The 20,538-nt window shown below is 62.5% G+C and carries 16 protein-coding genes and 2 riboswitches; of the genes, 8 read left to right on the top strand and 8 right to left on the bottom strand.

Translation table 11 applies throughout. The features are described from left to right. Nucleotides 1-67: 67 nt before the first annotated feature. The 4 genes from ACQ4WP_RS24795 to ACQ4WP_RS24780 form a co-directional block, all read right to left on the bottom strand. Nucleotides 68-817 carry a LytR/AlgR family response regulator transcription factor gene (locus tag ACQ4WP_RS24795; protein ID WP_436525303.1) on the bottom strand — a complete coding sequence of 250 codons (750 nt, stop codon included), beginning with the start codon at nt 815-817 and terminating at the stop codon, nt 68-70. After that, a complete protein-coding gene (locus ACQ4WP_RS24790; protein ID WP_436525301.1) occupies nt 814-1,848 on the bottom strand; it encodes a sensor histidine kinase in 1,035 nt (344 codons plus the stop codon). The genes ACQ4WP_RS24795 and ACQ4WP_RS24790 overlap by 4 nt, the downstream gene beginning before the upstream one ends. 394 nt (nt 1,849-2,242) lie before the next feature. Beyond that, a complete protein-coding gene (locus ACQ4WP_RS24785) occupies nt 2,243-2,854 on the bottom strand; it encodes a TetR/AcrR family transcriptional regulator (protein ID WP_436525299.1) in 612 nt (203 codons plus the stop codon). 22 nt (nt 2,855-2,876) lie between these two features. Further along, entirely contained in the window at nt 2,877-4,094 is a 1,218-nt protein-coding gene (locus ACQ4WP_RS24780; RefSeq protein ID WP_436525297.1) for a Bcr/CflA family efflux MFS transporter, read from the bottom strand. A gap of 161 nt (nt 4,095-4,255) precedes the next feature. On the opposite strand from ACQ4WP_RS24780, the gene ACQ4WP_RS24775 reads away from it, so the two are divergent. Continuing rightward, on the top strand, nt 4,256-4,414 hold the full coding sequence (locus ACQ4WP_RS24775) for a hypothetical protein (protein ID WP_436525295.1): 159 nt from the start codon (nt 4,256-4,258) through the stop codon (nt 4,412-4,414). Nucleotides 4,415-4,491: 77 nt separating this feature from the next. Here the strand turns inward: ACQ4WP_RS24775 and gcvP are convergent, their stop codons facing one another. The 3 genes from gcvP to gcvT form a co-directional block, all read right to left on the bottom strand. Further along, nucleotides 4,492-7,392 (bottom strand): aminomethyl-transferring glycine dehydrogenase, encoded by a 2,901-nt coding sequence (gene gcvP, locus ACQ4WP_RS24770; protein WP_436525293.1) that lies wholly within the window; start codon nt 7,390-7,392, stop codon nt 4,492-4,494. Nucleotides 7,393-7,493: 101 nt separating this feature from the next. Further along, nucleotides 7,494-7,874 (bottom strand): glycine cleavage system protein GcvH, encoded by a 381-nt coding sequence (gcvH, locus tag ACQ4WP_RS24765; RefSeq protein ID WP_436525291.1) that lies wholly within the window; start codon nt 7,872-7,874, stop codon nt 7,494-7,496. Nucleotides 7,875-7,954: 80 nt separating this feature from the next. After that, nucleotides 7,955-9,076 (bottom strand): glycine cleavage system aminomethyltransferase GcvT, encoded by a 1,122-nt coding sequence (gcvT, locus tag ACQ4WP_RS24760; RefSeq protein ID WP_436525289.1) that lies wholly within the window; start codon nt 9,074-9,076, stop codon nt 7,955-7,957. Nucleotides 9,077-9,155: 79 nt separating this feature from the next. After that, a riboswitch (glycine riboswitch) is annotated at nt 9,156-9,261 on the bottom strand. A 26-nt stretch (nt 9,262-9,287) separates the two neighbouring features. Then, nucleotides 9,288-9,374: riboswitch (glycine riboswitch) on the bottom strand. Nucleotides 9,375-9,543: 169 nt separating this feature from the next. Here gcvT and ACQ4WP_RS24755 point away from each other — a divergent pair. The 7 genes from ACQ4WP_RS24755 to def all read left to right on the top strand — a co-directional run bounded on the left by ACQ4WP_RS24755 (nt 9,544) and on the right by def (nt 19,585). Further along, complete coding sequence (locus tag ACQ4WP_RS24755; protein ID WP_436525287.1) at nt 9,544-10,116, top strand: ATP-dependent Clp protease proteolytic subunit; 573 nt, start codon at nt 9,544-9,546, stop codon at nt 10,114-10,116. A 146-nt stretch (nt 10,117-10,262) separates the two neighbouring features. Further along, on the top strand, nt 10,263-10,898 hold the full coding sequence (locus ACQ4WP_RS24750; RefSeq protein WP_436525285.1) for a phosphatase PAP2 family protein: 636 nt from the start codon (nt 10,263-10,265) through the stop codon (nt 10,896-10,898). A 179-nt stretch (nt 10,899-11,077) separates the two neighbouring features. Further along, nucleotides 11,078-14,605, top strand: a complete 3,528-nt coding sequence (smc, locus tag ACQ4WP_RS24745) for a chromosome segregation protein SMC (RefSeq protein WP_436525283.1) — start codon at nt 11,078-11,080, stop codon at nt 14,603-14,605. Then, nucleotides 14,602-15,768 (top strand): cell division protein ZipA C-terminal FtsZ-binding domain-containing protein, encoded by a 1,167-nt coding sequence (locus tag ACQ4WP_RS24740; RefSeq protein ID WP_436525281.1) that lies wholly within the window; start codon nt 14,602-14,604, stop codon nt 15,766-15,768. The genes smc and ACQ4WP_RS24740 overlap by 4 nt, the downstream gene beginning before the upstream one ends. A 14-nt stretch (nt 15,769-15,782) precedes the next feature. Continuing rightward, nucleotides 15,783-18,134, top strand: a complete 2,352-nt coding sequence (gene ligA, locus ACQ4WP_RS24735) for an NAD-dependent DNA ligase LigA (protein ID WP_436525279.1) — start codon at nt 15,783-15,785, stop codon at nt 18,132-18,134. A gap of 24 nt (nt 18,135-18,158) precedes the next feature. Continuing rightward, a complete protein-coding gene (galU, locus tag ACQ4WP_RS24730; RefSeq protein ID WP_436525277.1) occupies nt 18,159-19,052 on the top strand; it encodes a UTP--glucose-1-phosphate uridylyltransferase GalU in 894 nt (297 codons plus the stop codon). Next, entirely contained in the window at nt 19,049-19,585 is a 537-nt protein-coding gene (def, locus tag ACQ4WP_RS24725) for a peptide deformylase (protein ID WP_436525275.1), read from the top strand. Before galU ends, def begins: the two co-directional genes overlap by 4 nt. A gap of 81 nt (nt 19,586-19,666) precedes the next feature. Here def and ACQ4WP_RS24720 read toward each other — a convergent pair whose 3' ends face one another. Then, a complete protein-coding gene (locus tag ACQ4WP_RS24720) occupies nt 19,667-20,431 on the bottom strand; it encodes a flagellar brake protein (RefSeq protein WP_436525273.1) in 765 nt (254 codons plus the stop codon). Nucleotides 20,432-20,538 lie beyond the last annotated feature (107 nt).

The raw sequence follows: 20,538 nt of genomic DNA, 5'->3' as shown, positions 1-20,538 counted from the left end.
ATTCCTCCAAGTTGGACTACGAAGCGTTTGATTGTTGTGTGAAAAAATGCGCGTGATGCGCCCTGCATCATTCGGCTTTCTTGTCGAGGTGTTGCAGTGCTTCCGACAGAGCGGGCATATAGGAGCGGCTGGCGCGCAGTACACTGCCGTCGCGCAGGCGCAGCATGGCGTCCCGGTTGGTGAGCGAGCGCAGCTCGGCGATCATGTCCAGCCGTACGATGGACGAGCGGTGCACGCGATGGAACTGGCGCGGATCGAGCTGCATGGCCAGGTTGTGCAGGCGTTCACGCACCAGCCAGGTCTTGCCATTCGCATGCAGGGAGGCGTAGTCGCCGTCGGCCTCGATGCGTTCTATCTCCGCAACCGGCACCAGCACCGTGCGCGATCCGACACGCACGCTGAAAGTGCGCGCTTTCGGCGCCGCCGAAGCTGCGGCACGGCCATGGCCGCGGTAGGGAAAAGCCTGCTGAACACGCTCAAGGGCTTCGTCGAAGCGTTCGTCATCGACGGGCTTGAGCAGGTAATCGAGGGCAGCCAGTTCGAACGCTTGCAGGGCGAAGCCGTCGTAGGCGGTGAGCAGGATCGCCATCGGCCGCTGCGCCGGCGGCAGTGCGGCCAGCACGTCGAGGCCGGACTTGCCCGGCATTTCGACGTCGACGAACACCAGGTCGGGCTTCAGCGCCAGAATACCTTCGTAGGCGCTGGCTCCGTCACCGAATTCGCCAACCAGCGTGAAGGCATCGCGCCGGGCCAGCCTGACTTTGACCGCCAGCCTGGCCAGCGGCTCGTCGTCGATGATAACGACCCGGATGTTCATGTTGCCGCCCTCATACTGTGCAGCGGCATGGCGATGCGCACGTGGAAGCGACCTTCCGTACTCCAACCTGCGTCCACCTCTTGACCCTCGCCGTACAGGTGGCGCAGTCGTTCCCTGACGTTGGCCAGGCCGATCCCGCTTTCTGCGTGCACCCGCTGTTGGCCGTCGTTCTGCACGTCGATGAGCAGGCGCGTCCCGGCGCGCTCGACCAGAATATCGAGCCGCCCGGGAGCGGACAGCGGCGCGATGCCGTGGCGGATCGCATTCTCGACCAGCGGCTGTAGCATGAGGTAGGGCACAACGCTGTCCAGCAGGTCAGGGCCGACCTTCATCGTCAGGCGCAGGCGTTCGCCGAGCCGCGCCTTTTCGATGGCGAGGTAGGCGTCGAGCAGGGCCAATTCATCGGCAAGTGTATGCTCGTGGCGGCCGTCGTGTGCGAGGGTGGCGCGCAGGAAGTCGGACACGCACGCGAGCATGCGGTTGGCTTCACGGTTGTGCTGGGCCGACACCAGCGCGGAGATGGCGTTCAGGGAGTTGAACAGGAAGTGCGGATTGACCTGCAGACGCAGCGCGCGCAGCTCTGCGTCGCGCGCCGCGCTTTGCGCCTGGGCAAGATGCAAGCGGACCTGTTGCAGCGACAGGTAATAGACCCCCACCGCATGGACCGCGCAGAACGCGATCAGCGCCAGCCAGCAACTATCCAGACCCCGTGCGAGAGAGGCCCAGTGGTAGCCCTTCTCCATTCCGAGCGAGATCCCAAGGTGCTGGCCCAGCAAGGCGTTCACGATGGCCATTGCGTAGGTGATCACCAACAGTATCACACCCATCCGCAGCCAGGACCATTCGCGGCGCCACATGGCCCGCTGCAGCAGCGTCAGCGGAACCAGCCACACCAGGCAGGCGACGAAGAAAAGCGTACGAAAGGCAACTATATAGCCATTACTGTAGGCGGGCAGGCCGAGGATGGCCATGCAGGCGCACACCGGCAGTGCGGCCAGCACGGGAACGAGCAATGGGGTTTCGACTTTCATGCTGGGTTTCCAGAAATGCAATTCTGTAATTTTATCGTTTCAGTCACCCATTGAATAGAAAGTAAAACGCGCATGGAAAGTCCCGAGGCAGGAAAGCTTTCACCTTAAGCGCTAGCCGGACTGAGGTCTAGTCAAATGCGCCGACCCGTGCATACCCTGCGACCAGCCGGTTCGAGCTTGAGGTGTGGCTCGCGAGCATATGTAACTGTGGGATGAGCGTGATTGGCGCAACCACCGATTGAATCCGCAGGCGAAAGCGGAACTTCGCATGCGAAAAATCGGGCAGCAAGTCGTACCACATTTGAATGTGGCAAAGCGGTGCTTTCGAAGAGTCGATGGCGGCTAGTGTCAGACCTGTTTGTCGGTTCACAGTGTGGCCGAAAGCTATACCGCATCAGGCCGATTGCTCCATCATCGCCAGCGAATCGGAGAGGATTTGCCACAAGGCCGCGTGGCGCTGCTGCAGCGCGGCGCCGCCCGCGTAGATCAGTTCCACGTGCAGGCTGTCGACGATGCCCAGGTAGGCTTGCGCATACAGGTCGATGCGCTGCGGCGCCAAGGCTGGCGCCAGCCGGCCCAGGCTGGCCATGTAATGCCGCTGCAAGTGATCGAGCAGCGCTTCGTAGCCCGTGCCGACTTCGATGCGCAGGGTGGCGGGCGGCAAATACGCCGTGCGCAGCAAAAAGCGCAAATGGGCCGAATCCCCGTAACGCTGTGCCATGCGGTCGCAGTACAGGGCGCCGGCCTGCTGGCCGCCGGGCGCCGCCAGCGCCGCTTCATCGGCAAAGCAGCCGACCATGAAGGCTTGCTCTTCTTCCAGCGCGTCGGCAAAGACGTCGAGGAAGAGGGCGTCCTTGCCGGCGAAGTGGGAATACAGCGACGCCTTGCGCATGCCCGCTTGCTCGGCGATGTCGCTGAGGGACGAGGCATCGTAGCCATGTTCGGAAAAGTGCACGACGGCGACGGCACAGATGTTATCGGCCGAGGCCGAGCGTTTTTTCATCATTGGGGTGATAGTGGGTGAGGCGTCAGTGCGCTCCCAGGCTGGTGGCGTGTGCCGGATGGACGCGCGCAGTGGCCAGGGTCAGCCATGATACCAGCAGGCCGGCCACGGTCAAGAACAGCAGCCAGGGCAGCGGCCCCCATTCGGACAGGCTGGCCGCCAGCGGCGTGGCCAGCGACGACAAGGTCATCTGGATGGCACCCAGCAAAGCTGCCGTGGAACCGAGCGCGCGCTGCTGCGAACCCATGGCCATGGCCATCAGCGCCGCTTCCGCTATGCCCAGGCCAAACAGGGCCACGAACATGCCCGGCACGACGGCGGCGATGCCGAAGCCCGCCCAGGCGCCCAGCAGGGCCAGCACGGCGCCGCCCAGCATGGCGGCGCTGCCCGCCACGCTCAGGCGCGCCACGCCGTACTTTTCCACCAGGCGGCCGCTGGCCATGGCGCCCAGCAGCACGGCCACTCCCGTGGCGCCGAACACCAGGCCGAAGCTGCCGGCGGACAGGCCGAAATCGCGCTGGTACACGAGCGACGCGCCGCCGATATACGCAAACAGGAAAAAGAACGTGGCCGACAGTGCCAGCGCGGGCAGCAGGAAGGCGCGGTCCAGCGCGATGCGCGCATAGGTACGGTGCAGGCCGCGCGGCGAGACGCGGCGTGCGGGCGGTAGCGTTTCCGGCAGGAACAGTGCGCTATTGAGCAGGGTCAAGGCGCCCAGCGCGGCCAGGGCCAGCATCACGGCGCGCCAGCCGTAGTGCGCGTCGAGCAAGCCGCCGACAGCGGGCGCCAGCACGGGCGCCAGGCCCACGATGGTCATCAAGAGGGCAAACAGCTGCGCCGCTTGCACGCCATCGGCCACGTCGCGCACCATGCTCATCACCACGACCAGGGTCAGCGCCGCGCCCAGGCCCTGCAGCGTCCGCGCCAGCAGCAGGGTGGCCAATTGATCCGCCTGCGCCGCCCACACTGCCGCCACGATGTAAATGGCGATGCCGGCCAGCAGCGGATAGCGCCGGCCCAGCATGTCCGTCAGGGGCCCGCACAGTAGCTGCCCGCCGCCCAGGGCCAGCAGGAAGACGGTCAGGCTCAGCTGCACATTCGCATACGAGGTGTGCAGCTCGCGCGCCATGGCGGGCATCGAGGCCAGGTACATGTCGATGCCTGCCGGGCCCAACACGGCCACCAGGGCCAGGGACGCCGCCAGCCCAAGACTGGCGGCGGGGAGAGTGGTTTGCTGCTGCATTGCGCTTCCTTCGTTCGTTAAAAACGGGGCATGGACGCCGCCGTGTTTTTTATTGTACACTTACTGCCTACCGGTAGGTAGCTTGTTCGATAAATGAAAAGGATGAGAATGATGAAAGAAGAAATAATGACGCGCGCTTGGCATCGGCGAGGAGAACGGGCATGACGGAAGTGGGAATTTCGCTCAGCGGCGTGGCTGTCGCGCTGTTATTTGCCGCGTGGAGCTCGCGCCGCGCCCGCTGCGAGCGGCGCGATGTCATGTTGCTGACGATACTCGGCACTACCCTAGGGCTGCCGGGGGCCGTTCTGCTGGCGCTGTAGGGCGTTCAAAAAAAACGGCAGACCCTGCGGCCTGCCGTTCTGTTTTCCTCTTGCCCGGCTAGCCGGGCAAATGGCGTTTACTCTTCTTCGTACGAGCTGATAGGCGCGCAGCCGCAGAACAGGTTGCGGTCGCCGTACACGTTGTCGGCGCGGCCGACCGGTGGCCAGTATTTGCGCTGGCGCAGGGACGCGACGGGGTAGGCGGCGATTTCGCGGCTGTACTTGCGTTCCCAGCTGTCCGACATCAGCACCTGCGCCGTGTGCGGCGCGTTTTTCAGCGGGTTGTCGTCGTGGTCGAATTCACCGCTGGCGACCTTGGCGATTTCCGCGCGGATGGCGATCATGGCATCGATGAAGCGGTCGATTTCCACTTTCGATTCGCTTTCCGTCGGCTCGATCATCAGGGTGCCCGGCACGGGGAAGCTCATGGTCGGCGCATGGAAACCGAAGTCCATCAAACGCTTGGCCACGTCTTCGTTGCTGATGCCGGTGGCGTCCGTGATCGGGCGCAGGTCCAGGATGCACTCGTGCGCGACCAGGCCGTCATGGCCCGAGTACAACACGGGGTAGTGCGGTGCCAGGCGGCGCGCGATGTAGTTCGCTGCCAGAATCGCCGTCTCGGTCGCTGCCGTCAAGCCTTCCGCGCCCATCATGGCGATATACATCCACGAAATCGGCAGGATGCTGGCCGAGCCGAACGGCGCGGCGCTGACGGCGCCTATGCCGGCCACATCGCGCTGGTAGCCCGACGAACGCTGGTTCGGCAGGAATTTCGCCAGGTGCGCGCCCACGCCGATCGGGCCGACGCCTGGTCCGCCGCCGCCGTGCGGGATGCAGAAGGTCTTGTGCAGGTTCAGGTGAGAGACGTCGCCGCCAAACGAGCCGGGAGCGGCCACGCCGACCAGCGCGTTCATGTTGGCGCCGTCGATGTAGACCTGGCCGCCGTGCGCGTGGATGATTTCGCACAGTTCCTGGATGCCTTCTTCAAACACGCCATGGGTGGATGGGTAGGTGACCATCACGCAGGCCAGGTTGGCGCTGTGCTTTTCCGCTTTCGCTTTCAGGTCGGCCAGGTCCACGTTGCCGTTGGCGTCGCAACTGGTGACGACCACCTGCATGCCGACCATGTTGGCCGAGGCAGGGTTGGTGCCGTGCGCCGAGGATGGAATCAAACAGATGTTGCGGTGGCCTTCGCCGCGCGACTCGTGATACGCCTTGATTACCAGCAGACCCGCGTATTCGCCCTGCGAACCGGCATTCGGCTGCAGCGAGACGGCGGCGTAGCCCGTCAGTGCGCACAGCATCTCTTCCAGCTGCGCGATCATTTCGCGGTAGCCGACCGTTTGCGCATCCGGCGCGAACGGGTGGATGTTCGAGAATTCGGGCCAGGTGACGGGAATCATTTCCGACGTCGCATTCAGCTTCATGGTGCACGAGCCGAGCGGGATCATGGTGCGGTCCAGCGCCAGGTCCTTGTCGGCCAGGCTGCGCAGGTAGCGCAGCATTTCGTGTTCCGAATGGTAGCTGTTGAAGACAGGGTGGGTCAGGTAGGCGCTGGTCCGGCTCAGCTGCGCCGGCAGGGCGCTGGTGACGCCAGCTTCCACGGCGTCCAGGTCAGGGGCGGCAGGCGCATTGGCCAGGCCGTGTGCGAACACCTTCCACAGCAGCGCGATATCGTCGCGCGTGGTGGTTTCATCGAGCGACACGCCGACGTGGGTGCTGTCGATCTTGCGCAGGTTGACGCCGTGGTGCAAGGCCGTCGCGTGCAGCTGCGCCGCATCGGCAACGTTGATGGTCAGGGTGTCGAAGTAGCTCGCGTTGACGACGCCATAACCGAGGGTTTTCAGGTTGGCGGCCAGCACGCCCGTGTAGCGGTGCACGCGTTGGGCGATCTGCAGCAGGCCGGCAGGGCCGTGGTAGACGGCGTACATCGAGGCCATCACGGCCAGCAGCACTTGCGCCGTGCAGATGTTGGATGTCGCTTTTTCGCGGCGGATATGCTGTTCGCGCGTTTGCAGGGCCAGGCGATACGCCTTGTTGCCTTGCGCATCGACGGTCACGCCGACCAGGCGGCCCGACATATTGCGCTTGAATTCATCGCGCGTGGACAAATAGCCCGCGTGCGGGCCGCCGAAACCGAGCGGCACGCCGAAGCGCTGGCTGTTGCCGACGACGACGTCGGCGCCCCATTCGCCCGGTGGCGTCAGCATGGTCAGGGCCAGCAGGTCGGCCGCGACGATGACCATGGCGCCATTCGCGTGCAGTTTTTCCACGCCGGCGCGGTAGTCGCGCACGACGCCGTTCACGCCAGGGTATTGCAGCAGCACGCCGAAGCAGGCGTCCAGCGCTTCGATTTCAGCCGGGTCGAACGAGCGCACCTCGATGCCGATCGGCTGGGCGCGCGTCTGCACCACTTCCAGGGTTTGCGGCAGCACGTCATTGGCCACGTACAGCACGTTCGATTTCGACTTGCCCACGCGCTGGATCAAGGTCATCGCTTCGGCGGCGGCCGTGCCTTCGTCCAGCATCGAGGCGTTCGAGATGCCCATGCCGGTGAGATCCGTGATCACTTGCTGGAAGTTCAGGATCGCTTCCAGGCGGCCTTGCGAAATCTCGGGCTGGTAAGGCGTGTAGGCCGTGTACCAGGCGGGATTTTCAAAGATATTGCGCAACACGACGCCAGGCGTGAAGGTATTGTAATAACCTTGGCCGATCAGGGATTTCAGCACCTGGTTCTTGCCGGCGATGGCTTTCAGCCGTAATAAAGCTTCCTGTTCCGGCATCGGCTGCGAATACGCGCCCAATGGCAGGGCGCCCTTGTTGCGGATGTTGGCCGGCACCAGGGCGTCGATCAGCGCGGCGCGCGATGGATAGCCGAGGGTCGCCAGCATGGCTTGCTGTTCGGTGGAAGAAGGGCCGATGTGGCGGGCGATGAAGGCATCGCGTGCTTCGAGTTGGGTCAGGCTGGTGCGGGTCATGATATAGAGGCCAAAAAAGACTGAAAAACCGGGATGCGGCGCGCGGGCGCTGCTGGAAAAAAGCAAACGGGCCGCAAACGCGGCCCGTGAGTCAAACGCGATTAGGCGCTGGTGGTGGCGCCATAGGCGGCAGCGTCGAGCAAACCGTTCAGGGCCGACACGTCGGCCGGCTTGATCTTGAACAGCCAGTTGGCGTAGGCGTCGGCGTTGATCGATTCAGGCGCATTGACCACGTCGTCGTTGACGGCCACGACTTCGCCGGCGATCGGCGCGTAGATGTCGCTCGCTGCCTTGACCGATTCCACCACGGCGGCGTCGTCGCCGGCGCCGTAGGTATTGCCCACGGTTGGCAGTTCGACGAAGACGATATCGCCCAGGGCGTCCTGCGCGTACTCGGTGATGCCGACGGTGATCGTGCCGTCGCCTTCAAGGCGTACCCATTCGTGGGAAGCGGTGTACTTCAGGTCTGCAGGAATGTTCATGTGTGGCTCCAGATGGTAAGTGTTCGTTATTGATTATGGTTGTACGGTCTTGCGGGCGGTGGCTCTCTATCGCTAATCGCTTACGCGACCAGGATTTTACCGTTACGCACGAAAGGCAGCTTGACGACGGAGGCAGCCAGTTGCTTGCCGCGGATTTCCACGTGCACGGTGTCGCCCACGTTCACGCCATTTGGCACGCGCGCCAGGGCAATCGCTTCCTGCATGGTCGGGCTGAAGGTGCCGCTGGTGATTTCGCCCGTGGCTTCGCTGCCGGCGATGATGACTTTTTGATGGGCGCGCAGCACGCCGCCTTTTTCGCGCAGGATCAGGCCGACGAATTGCGCGTTCTGGCCTTTGGCCAGCAGGGCGGCCTTGCCGATGAAGTCACGCTCGCTGACCAGGTCGATGGTCCAGGCCAGGCCCGCGTCGAGCGGGTTGACGCTTTCATCCATGTCCTGGCCATACAAATTCATGCCCGCTTCCAGGCGCAGGGTGTCGCGCGCGCCCAGGCCGGCCGGCTTGACGCCGGCAGCTGCCAAGGCGTTCCACAGCGCTTCCACCTGGGTCGCGGCCACGCCGATCTCAAAGCCGTCTTCGCCCGTGTAGCCAGTGCGCGCCAGCATGACTTCGCCGAACGCCGTGTCCTTGACGATGACGACGTTGAACGGCTTGATGGTTTCGGAGGCGGCTTGCGTCTCCGGCAGCACTTGCCATACCTTGGTGCGCGCGTTCGGGCCTTGCACGGCCACCAGGGCCATGGCGTCATTGCCGTCGCGGCGCTCGGTGATCGTCAGGCCGCTGTTGGTGGCTGTATTTTGCTGCTGCATCCAGGCCACGTCTTTTTCCGCCGTGCCCGCGTTGACGACCAGGCGGAACCAGTTTTCATTGAAGAAATAGACGATCAAGTCATCGATGACGGTACCTTCGGCATTCAACATGCACGAGTACAGCGCCTTGCCCGACACTTGCAGCTTGTCGACGTTATTGGCCAGCAAGCCGCGCAAAAAGGCGCGCACGTTCGGGCCTTCGATATCGACCACGCACATATGGGACACGTCGAACATGCCGGCATCGCTGCGCACGGCGTTGTGCTCTTCGATTTGCGAGCCGTAGTTGACGGGCATGTCCCAGCCGCCGAAATCGACCATGCGGGCGCCGAGGGCACGGTGGGCGTTGTTGAGTGGGGTCGCTTTGAGCGTCATGGATTCCTCGGGACGAAGGTAAAGGGGAAGTTAACAGAACACGCAATACAGAGAGCCAAAACGGCACTCCATCGTGATCACTGACCCCCCTGTCCTTTGTACCTGAGAGATTACGGGGGCTTGCCCCGTGCGCCCCTTCGGTGGGCCGCCGGCAATAGCCGCGACCGCTCTCCAGAGTTGAGCTGTAGTGTCGCCAAAGCAACAGCTTCAGTCCGCCTGATCGGTCCTTTTGCCTGAGAGTTTTTGGGTAGTGCCCCTTCGGCGGCAACGCTGGGTTGCCCTCTCCCGATCAAGTGTGAGGAATATATGCCAGCAGGGTGTTTCTGTCAATCTGAAAAGACGTTGCCAAATTGCAGCAAAAGCCGCAGTTTGCGGGGCTGGAAGGCGCTGCGCTCCAGCGCAAGAGGGCGCCGTGCCGCGCGCGAATGCGCTATGATGAAATCCTGGCTTTCTTGCGGGTGGCTGCCATGAACAATACGCAAAACGAGACACAAAACAACACCGAGCAGCACGGTTACTTTACCCTCTCGGGCGATGTCAACAGTGACATGGTGCGGCGCGTCTTCAACGCCGTGGCCGACATGACGGAAGATAAGCTCTCCAGCGCGCACATTTTGATCCAATCGAACGGCGGCTATGTCAGCGATGGTATCTGTCTGTACAACTTTCTCAGCAAGTTGCCATTCGACATCATTACCTACAACGCAGGCGCCGTGGCGTCCATCGCCGTCACCCTGTTCCTGGCGGGGCGGCACCGCCATGCCAGCGATACGGCCCGCTTCATGGTGCACAAGTCGCATGCGACAGCCTCGCCCGGTTCGCGGCCCGATGCGCTGAGCATCATCGTCGAGGGCTTGCGCGCCGACGACATGCGAACCGAGCGCATCCTGCGCGGCCAGGTCAACCTGACGGAAGAGCAATGGCAGGTGCATGCGTATTCCGACCTGCACCTGACGGCTGACCAGGCGCTGGAAGTGGGCATGATCGAATCGATCCGCGACTTTGCGCCGCCCAAGGGCAAGCGCCTGACGAATATCTGATGCGCGCCTCGCAATGCCAGGCGGATGGTTTTGCGTGGAAATTTTGTAATCGAATGTAATTCTTCGCTGCAGCACAGCAAAATCCGCCCGGAACAGGGCAGAGTCGTGGCATAGTGCAAGTTGATCATGAGATAAGTGCAGGCGCGATGACTTGGTGGAATGGTATTTCTTTTGCGGCCGACATGGCCGTGATGGGGCCGGCTGGCGTGGCGATTGCCCTGTGGCTGCTCGTCTCGCGCCAGTGGCGCCTGGTGCTCAGCTGGAGCCTGTGGTACGGCGGTGGCCTGGCCCTCGTGGTACTGTCAAAGCTGGCCTTCATGAGCTGGGGTGTGGGCAGCAGCGCGCTCGATTTTACCGGTTTCAGCGGTCATGCCATGCGCGCCGGCGCCGTGTTTCCCGTGCTGATGTACGTGCTGCTGCAGCGCGCCGAACCGCGTTGGCGCCATGCCGGCGTGCTCGTCGGTGTGGCCTTTGCCGTGCTGGTGGCCATTTCCCGCGTCGTCGTGCATGCGCACAGCGTGTCGGAAGCGGTCAGCGGGTGCGTGCTGGGCCTGGCGCTGGCGCTGGGCTTCATGTGGAATGCCCGCGGTGCTGTGAATTTCGCCGTCAGCCATGCGCTGGCCCTGGCCAGCCTGGTGCTGATGGTGGTGCTAAGCTTCAAGGCCGAGCCCATGCCGACCGAGCAGTGGCTGCAAAAACTGGCCATGGTGCTATCCGGTCATGAGCGCGTTTTTTCCCGTGCAGACTGGAAACTGGCGCAGGATGTCCATCCAGCCCGTTAAGATGGCGCTGGCCAGCTCTTGATGCTGCTGTTTTTTGGCCAGAAAAGCATCAGGAAATGGTATGATGAACCACTCTTTGCGGTGAGCGGCCAGGCTGCCATCGCATTGGTGCATCTGAACTGAAATGAACCGGGTCCGCCGATCTCAACCGCCAGCATAGGCCAGGAACTCTAAAACACGTGCGTCTCTCTTCCATCAAGTTGTCGGGATTTAAGTCTTTCGTCGATCCCACCAATTTCCAGGTGCCAGGCCAGCTCGTGGGCGTGGTCGGGCCGAATGGCTGCGGCAAGTCGAATATCATCGATGCCGTGCGCTGGGTGCTGGGCGAATCGAAAGCGTCCGAACTGCGCGGCGAGTCGATGCAGGACGTCATTTTCAACGGTTCCACCCACCGCAAGCCCGCCGGGCGCGCTTCCGTGGAATTGGTGTTCGACAATAACGATGGCAAGGCGTCCGGCCAGTGGGGCCAGTACGCCGAGATCGCCGTCAAGCGCACCCTGACGCGCGACGGTACTTCCACCTATTACATCAACGGCCAGCCCGTGCGCCGGCGCGACATCCAGGATATCTTCCTCGGCACGGGCCTCGGTCCGCGCGCTTACGCCATCATCGGCCAGGGCATGATTTCGCGCATCATCGAATCGCGCCCCGAAGAATTGCGCGTCTTCCTCGAAGAAGCGGCCGGTGTCTCCAAATACAAGGAACGCCGCCGCGAGACGGAAAACCGCCTGCAGGACACGCGCGAGAATTTGCTGCGCGTGGAAGACATCTTGCGCGAACTCAATGCCAACCTGGAAAAACTGGAAGCGCAGGCGGCCGTGGCCACCCGTTTTCACGCCTTGCAGGCGGACCAGGAAGAAAAGCAGAAACTGTTGTGGCTGCTGCGCAAGAACGAGGCGCAAAACGAGCAGACGCGCTATTTCCGCGAAGTCGAGCAGGCGCAGACGGACCTGGAAGAGCAGACGGCCAAGCTGCGCAATGTCGAGCTGACCCTGGAGCAGATGCGCCAGGCGCACTTTGCCGTGGGCGACCGTTTGCACACGGCGCAAGGTCATCTGTACCAGACGAATGCGGAAATTGGCAGCCTGGAAGCGCAGATCAAGTTCGTCATCGAATCGCGCGCCCGCCTGCAAGCCCAGCTGGCCACCCTGACAGCCCAGCGCGACCAATGGAGCAGCCAAGGCGGCGAATACCAGGAACAGATCGAAGAGGCGGAATTCCACCTCGAAGAGCTGGCTGCCAAGGTTGAGCAATCGCAAATGATGGCGGAACAGAAGGGTGAGCAATTGCCCGAACTGGACGCCGCCTGGCGCGCCGCGCAGAACAAGAGCACGGAATCGCGCGCGCGGATTATGCAGGCCCAGCAGCAGCTGGAACTGGAATCGGCGCACCAGCGCAACGCCTCGAACATCCTGGCCAGCCTCCTGACGCGCCGCGAGCGCCTGCAGCAGGAAAAGAACAGCCTGAGCTTGCCCGACAGCAGCCACCTGGAAAACCTGAAACTGCAGCTGGAAGAAAAGCAGCAAACGCTGGAAGAGCAGGGTTTTTACCTGGAAGAGGCGCTGGAGCAGCAACCCAAGCTGGAGCAGGAACGGGCCGAAGCACAGGCGCAGGTCAATGCCGAGACGGCCGCCAACGCCCAGCTGGAAGCGCGTCTTTCCGCTTTGAAACAATTGCAGGAACGGGTACAGACGCAGGGCAAGGTCCAGCCGTGGCTGAAAAAGCACGAGCTCGACACGTTGCCGCGCTTGTGGCAAAAGCTGCAGATCGAAGCGGGCTGGGAAGCGGCCATGGAGTCGATCCTGCGCGAGCGCACGTCGGCCCTGCAGCTGTCGAATATCGACTGGGCCAAGGCTTTCTTTGCCGACGCGCCGCCAGCCAAGCTGGCCCTGTACGCGCCGTCCACCGTGGCGCCGTTGCCCCTGCCGGAAGTGGCGGGCCTGAAGCCGTTCTTGAATTTGTTGAAACTCAACGATCCGGGCTTGCGCGGCTTGCTGCAGGATTGGCTGTACAACGCCTACGCCGTGGAAGACGCGGCCGAGGCCTTGGCCGAGCGTGGCAAGTTGCCACCGGGCGGCTATTTCGTCACGCGGCTTGGACACGTGGTCACGGCGTCCAGCGTGCGCTTCTATGCAGCCGATTCGGAGCAGGAAGGCATGCTGGGGCGCCAGCAGGAAATCGAGAATATCGGCAAGCAGTTGCGCGCCCAGCAATTGCTGGCCGAAGAAGCGCGCGCCCGTTCCGTGCGGGCCGATGCGGCCGTGGGAACCTTGACGCGCAACCTGTCGGACTTGCGCCTGCGCATACAGCAACTGACGTCGTCCGTGCATACCTTGCAACTGGACGTGGTGAAGTTGTCGGAAGTGGAAGCGCGTTTCAACCAGCGCAGCACGCAGATCGGTGCGGACCTGGCCGAAATCGCCGCGCAGGAAGCGGAGCAGATGCAGACCAAGCTGGAATCGGAAGAGAAATTCGAACAGCTGGACATGGAACTGGGCAACTTGCAGGAAGCGCACGAAGACGGTCATACGGACTTCTTGCAGAAGGAGCAGCGCTTGGCCGAAGCGCGCGAAGCCTTGCGTGACCTGGAGCGTGCCGCCAAGGATACGGAATACGCGGAAAAAGCCCACCGTGCGAAGATCGAGGAATTGCGCCGCAATATCGCCACGGCCAGTACGCAGGCCCAGCAAGTGACGGCCAGCTTGCAGGCGGGCGAACTGGAACTGGCCAACCTGGAAAGCGGCGCGGCCGCCGACGGCTTGCAGGACTTGCTCGAGCGCCGCACCACGCAGGAGCGGGCGCTGGCGGACGCGCGCCATGAACTGGACCAGATCACGCAGCAGCTGCGTCTGTCCGAAGATGCGCGCACGCAATCGGAGCGCAGCTTGCAGCCGCAGCGCGACAAGATCATGGAAATGCAGCTCAAGGAACAGGCCGCGCGCCTGAACCAGGAGCAATTCGCCCAGCAATTGCTGGAATCGGGCGCCGATGAAGCGGCGCTCACGGAAAAGTTGCATCCAGACATGCGTCCATCGTATCTGCAGGGCGAAGTGACGCGTTTGACGAATGCCATCACGTCCCTGGGCGCCGTCAACCTGGCCGCACTGGACGAACTGGCGCAGGCATCCGAGCGCAAGAACTTCCTCGACGCCCAGAATGCCGACCTGACGGAAGCGATCAATACGCTGCAAGACGCGATCCACAAGATCGACAAGGAAACGCGCGACTTGCTGCAAGATACTTTCGACAAGGTCAACCACCACTTTTCCGAGCTGTTCCCCATCCTGTTTGGCGGGGGGCAGGCCAAGCTGACCATGACGGGCGACGAGATTCTCGATTCCGGTGTACAAGTCATGGCGCAGCCTCCCGGCAAGAAAAATGCCACCATCCACCTGTTGTCCGGTGGAGAGAAGGCGCTGACCGCGACCGCATTGGTGTTTTCCATGTTCCGCCTGAATCCGGCGCCGTTCTGCCTGCTCGACGAAGTCGATGCACCGCTGGACGATTCGAACACGGAGCGCTTCTGCCGCATGGTCAAGCGCATGTCCGACCAGACCCAATTCCTTTTCATTTCGCATAACAAGATTGCGATGGAAATGGCCCATCAATTGATCGGTGTGACGATGCAGGAGCAGGGCGTATCGCGCATCGTGGCGGTGGACATGGAGTCCGCCGCAAATTTTGCTACCGAGGCACAAGCAGCATGACAGACCTTCAAATTACTTTGTTCGGCGCCGGCGGCGTCTTTATCGTCGGCGTTTTCTCGTACAACAAATGGCAGGAATACAAGGCCAAGAAAAGCGTGGAGCGGGCCTTTTCCACCGACCACGACGACGTGCTGATGCGCGAGGGTGACTCCCCTGTGGCGGATATCCAGGAACCCGTCTTGCGCCAGGAGCCGAGCTTTGACGCCGCGCCCGCCGCCAAGGCCGAACCGTCGTTCGGCGCGCCGCCAGCGGCGCCCGTGCCTGAAGCCCACTTGCATGCGGAACCATCGCTGGGGGATGCCCCTGCCGAGCCGGTCCCTGCACCAGCCGCCGAGCCCGTGCAAGAAGTCAGCGCCGCCAGCGAGCAGGCGACCAGCCTGGTCGACCCGCTGATCGATTGCCTGCTGCCCCTGTCGCTGGAAGCGCCCGTGCGCGGCGACAAGATCCTGCCCGTGCTGCAAACCCTGCGCCTGGTGGGCAACAAGCCCGTCCACTTCATCGGTTTGCACGTGAATGGCGACTGGGAACCGATCACGCATGGCGGTGTCTATACCAAGATGCAGGGCGGCGTGCAGCTGGCCAGCCGCAGCACGGCCTTGAATGAACTCGAATACTCGGAACTGGTCACGCGGCTGCGTGGCGTGGCGGACGAGATCGGCGCCGAGCCGGAAGTGCCCGACATGATGGAAGTGATGGCCGAAGCGCGCAATCTGCACCGCTTTGTCGCCGGCCACGACGCGCAGCTGGGCGTCAATCTGCACACGAACGGCGCGCCGTGGGCCATTTCCACCTTGCTCTTCGCTTTGGAAAAGCAGGGCTTTGATGTGCGTCCGGACGGCCGTTTCGTCATGCCGGACGGCGATGGCAGTTACCTGTTCTCGCTGTCGACGAATGTCACCCTGGCCGAGGAAACCACGCCCCGCCTGACTCTGCTGCTGGACGTGCCCTGCGTGGCGCCCGCGCGCGACGGTTTTGGCGCCATGGTCGCCTGCGCCAAAGCGCTGGTGGGCCGCCTCGACGCCACCATCGTCGACGATTACAACCAGGCCCTGTCGGACGCGGCGCTGGCCGAGATCGCCGGCCAGGTGCAAGAGTTTTACCAGGAAATGGACGCGGCCGACATTCCGGCCGGTTCCACCCGCGCCCTGCGTTTATTTAGCTGAAGAATCCCGCAACAATGACTGATCCGATCAACCAGGACGCCGCCCAACGCGTCCTGGCACTCACTGCCGAACTCAATCGGCATCTGCACGCTTACCACGTGCTCGATAATCCCACCATCCCCGACGCCGAGTACGACAAGCTGTTTGTCGAACTGCAGGCGCTGGAAGCGGCCCATCCTGAGTTGCTTCAGCCAGACTCGCCCACCTTGCGCGTGGGCGCGGCGCCCTTGCCGCAATTCGAACAAGTCACGCACACGGTACCGATGTTGTCGCTGAACAATGGTTTCACCGATGACGATATCGTCAATTTCGACCGCCGCGTGCGTGAAGGCCTGGACCTTGACGGTGCAGAAGTCGACTACGCTGCCGAAGTGAAATTCGATGGCCTGGCCATCAACCTGCGCTATGAAAACGGCCTGTTCGTGCAGGCGGCCACGCGCGGCGATGGCGCCACAGGCGAGGACGTGACGGCGAATATCCGCACCATCGCCGGCATTCCGCTGCGCCTGCAGGGCGAGAAGATTCCGGCCGTGCTCGACGTGCGCGGCGAAGTGATGATGTTCAAGGCCGATTTCGCCCGCCTGAACGAACGCCAGCGTGTAGCAGGGCACAAGGAATTTGCCAATCCCCGCAATGCGGCGGCCGGCAGCCTGCGCCAGCTCGATTCGCGCATCACGGCGCAGCGCAAGCTGCGCTTCTATGCGTATGGCATCGGCGCCCTCGATGGCGCCGCCATGCCTGTTTCACATTCGGCCTTGCTGGACTGGTACGAGACGCTGGGTATCCCCGTGTCGAAGGAGCGCAGGGTGGTGCAGGGCGCCCGGGGCTTGCTTGCATACTACGCTGACATCGGCGCGCGCCGCCCCGCTTTGCCCTATGAAATCGACGGCGTAGTCTACAAGGTGAATGCGACAGAAGACCAGCAGGAGCTGGGCTTTGTGTCGCGCGCGCCGCGTTTTGCCCTGGCGCACAAGTTCCCTGCCGAAGAGGCGCTGACGCAGGTGCTGGGCATCGACATTCAGGTGGGCCGCACGGGCGCCATGACGCCCGTGGCGCGCCTGGCGCCCGTGTCCGTCGGCGGCGTGACGGTGACCAATGCCACCTTGCACAATGAAGACGAAGTGCTGCGCAAGGACGTGCGCGTGGGCGATACCGTCGTCGTGCGCCGTGCCGGCGACGTGATCCCGGAAGTGCTGTCCGTGGTGCTGGACAAGCGCCCTGAGCCGGCGCCGCTGCCGTTCAAGATGCTGGAGCGCTGCCCTGTCTGCGATTCCCACGTGGTGCGCGAAGAGGGCGAGGTCATCGCCCGCTGCTCGGGTGGCCTGTTCTGCTCGGCGCAGCGCAAGGAAGCGTTCCGCCATTTCGCGGGCCGCCGCATGATGGATATCGAAGGCCTGGGAGAACGTTATATCGATACCCTGGTCGAACTGGAATACGTGCATGGGCTGGCTGACCTGTACAGCCTGACCCTGGAGAGATTGCTGGAAATGAAGCTGCGCGCCGACGAGCGCGATGGTTCCACGCCGGAAACAGTGCAACAAGGTAAGATTCCCACCAAATGGGCGGAAAACTTGCTGGCTGGCATAGAAGCGAGCAAGCGCCCGCCGCTCGAGCGTTTTCTGTTTGCGCTGGGCATCCGCCACGTGGGTGAATCGACGGCCAAGACCCTGGCCGAATGGTTGGGTAGCCTGGACTATGTGCGCCGCGCGCCGGCGGCCTTGCTGCGCGTGCTGCCCGACATCGGCGGCACCGTGGCCGTGTCGATTGCCGATTTCTTTGCCGAAGAAAAGAACCAGCAGGCGCTGCAGGCATTGCTGGATGCTGGTGTCACGCCGCAGGGCGAACACGCACCCAGCGCCAAGCTGCGCATGCAACTGGAGCAAACCAGGCTGCTGGCGGCCATCGGCATCCCCAAGCTGACGGAACCGCGCAGCAAGCAGCTGGTGGAGCGGGGCGTGACCCTGGCCAGCCTGGCAGCGCAGGGCGCGAGCTTCCACGCGGGCTTGCCCGCCGCGGTGGCTGAATCGCTGGCGCAATGGCTGGCCAATGACGGCAATGTCAAGCTGCTTGCTCAACTGGACGCCTTGCGAAATGAATTACTGTCACAATTGCCTGAAATGCCAGCCGCTGGCGGCAAGCTGGACGGAAAGACTTTCGTCCTGACGGGCACCTTGCCCAATATGAGCCGCGACGAGGCTGCAGAGCTGATCGAGGCGGCCGGTGGCAAGGTCAGCGGTTCCGTGTCGAAGAAAACCGCTTACGTCGTGGCCGGCTCGGACGCCGGCAGCAAACTGGCCAAGGCGCAGGAACTGGGCGTGGCCATACTCGACGAGGCTGGCCTGCTGGCCTTGCTCGCGCAGGACTAATCATTAAAATATTATAGAAGACCCATGAAAAAAATCAGAAAAGCAGTCTTTCCCGTCGCCGGCCTGGGCAGCCGTTTCTTGCCTGCTACCAAGGCGCAACCGAAGGAGATGCTGCCCATCGTCGACAAGCCATTGATCCAGTATGCGGTGGAAGAAGCGGTGGCGGCGGGCATCACGGAAATGATCTTCATCACGGGTCGCAACAAGCGCGCCATTGAAGACCATTTCGATACGGCCTATGAGCTGGAGTCGGAACTGGAAGCGGCCGGCAAGCGCCAGTTGCTCGACATGGTGCAAAACGTCATTCCCAAACACATCAATTGCATTTACATACGCCAGTCGGCGCCGCTGGGCCTGGGGCATGCCGTGCTGTGCGCCCGTCCCGTAATCGGCGACGAGCCGTTTGCCGTCTTGCTGGCCGACGATTTCATGGATGTGGAAGAAGGCGTGCGCCCCGTGCTGGCGCAGATGACCGATGTCTTCCAGTATGAAAATTGCTCGCTGCTGGCGGTGCAGGATGTGCCGCGCGCGGAAACCAAGCAGTACGGTATTGTGTCGGCAAAGAATTATCAGCCCGACCTGGAACTGGTCTCGGCCATCGTGGAAAAGCCCGCGCCCGAAGAGGCGCCGTCGACCCTGGCCGTGGTGGGCCGTTATGTGTTGACCAGTCGCATTTTTAACCACCTGGAAAATATCGGCACGGGCGCCGGCGGCGAAATCCAGTTGACGGACGGCATCGCCGCCCTGATGCGCGAAGAGCGCGTGCTGGCTTACCGCTATAAGGGACAGCGTTATGATTGCGGCTCCAAGCTTGGCTATCTGAAGGCGACGACGGCGATGGGCATGAAACATCCGGAAACGGGCGCTGCCTTCCGCACTTACCTGCAAGAACTGCAATCGACACTGGAAGCAAAATGACCGTACGCGAGATTCTGAAGATGGGCGATCCGCGCCTGCTGCGCATGGCCGAGCCCGTGCGCGAATTCGATACGCCCGAATTGCATGCCTTGATCGCCGATATGTTCGACACCATGCATGCGGCCAATGGCGCGGGCCTGGCGGCGCCGCAGATCGGCGTCAACCTGCAACTGGTGATCTACGGCTTCAAGCAGAATCTGCGCTATCCCGATGCGCCGCAAGTGCCGGAAACCGTGCTGATCAACCCGGTGCTGACGCCTTTGTCGGAGCGCAAGGAAGAGGGCTTTGAAGGTTGCCTGTCGGTGCCCGGCCTGCGCGGCAGCGTGCCGCGCTGGAGCGAGCTGCACTACGAAGGCGTGGACCAGTTCGGCCAGCCCATCAGCCGCGACTGCGACGGCTTCCATGCGCGCGTGGTGCAGCATGAAGTGGACCACCTGCACGGCATTTTGTATCCGATGCGTATCGTTGATTTTACGCAATTCGGCTATACGGAAGTGATGTTTCCCGAGATGGACCCGAACGACGACGATTAGTCAGCCGACATCCGGGGTCAGACCCCCGGACGTGTTAGCGCAGACCTTTGTGTTAGCGGTGTTGAGAGTCTGACCCCAGTCTCAGCGCACCTTGCGGCTGCTGCCCAGGTTGTCGAGCAAGGCTTTCAATTCATCCTGCATGGCATCCGTCAGGTTCAGGAAGCGGCAGCCGATCTGCACCTGCTCGCCCAGCAGGAAGGAGCGGAAGGTGCGCGACAGGCGGATTTCCAGGTCGGCGATCATGACCTTTTCCGGCCCCAGTTCCAGGCGCACGCGCGACAGCTTGCGCCCCACGTACAGGCCGACCGTATCGCGCGGGTGGGCGCGCATGCCGATGCCGCCGGCCGAGAAATCATACAGCTGCAGTTCATACGGGCGACCCTCAAGCACGAAGGCGGCCAGGTAGTACACACCCAGCGGTGTTTCCAGGCGCGTCGATTCACGCCGTTCCAGCACCAGGCAATGGCTGGGGAAGTTCGTCAGATAGACGTTTGGCCGCTCGGGATAAGCCTCCCATTCGCCATTGATGGTAAATTGCAGTTTGGCGCTTTGCACCCACGACACAAACGTAGCGCCGCCTTCGGGCAGAGTGGCACCTTCATTGAGTTCCAGCACGAATTGCGGCAAGTCGTCGTCGACCGATAATATGCGCGCCATGATGACGTCTTCGCCACCCGTCGGGTAGATGGAAATGGCGTCGCCGTTATCAGCCAGGCTGCACAGGGTTTCGCCGATATCCCACGGATCGCTCATATGGTGCGGCTTGGAGCCTGGCTCCATCGGCTCGGCTACGTCGGCCAGGCTGGGCGCGCCTTTGCGCAGGGGATTGGGGATGGGATCGTTCACGACAGCGTATCTCTTTTATTCTAATGGGGAATAGTGTATAGGTTTAAGGCAATATTTACTAAGTAAATCACAATAATTGATTTTATATCACTATATTCGTTTCTGTA

Source organism: Janthinobacterium lyxosi, from assembly GCF_051380665.1.
Taxonomy (GTDB): domain Bacteria; phylum Pseudomonadota; class Gammaproteobacteria; order Burkholderiales; family Burkholderiaceae_D; genus Janthinobacterium.
This window is presented reverse-complemented; position numbering and strand designations above follow the sequence as displayed.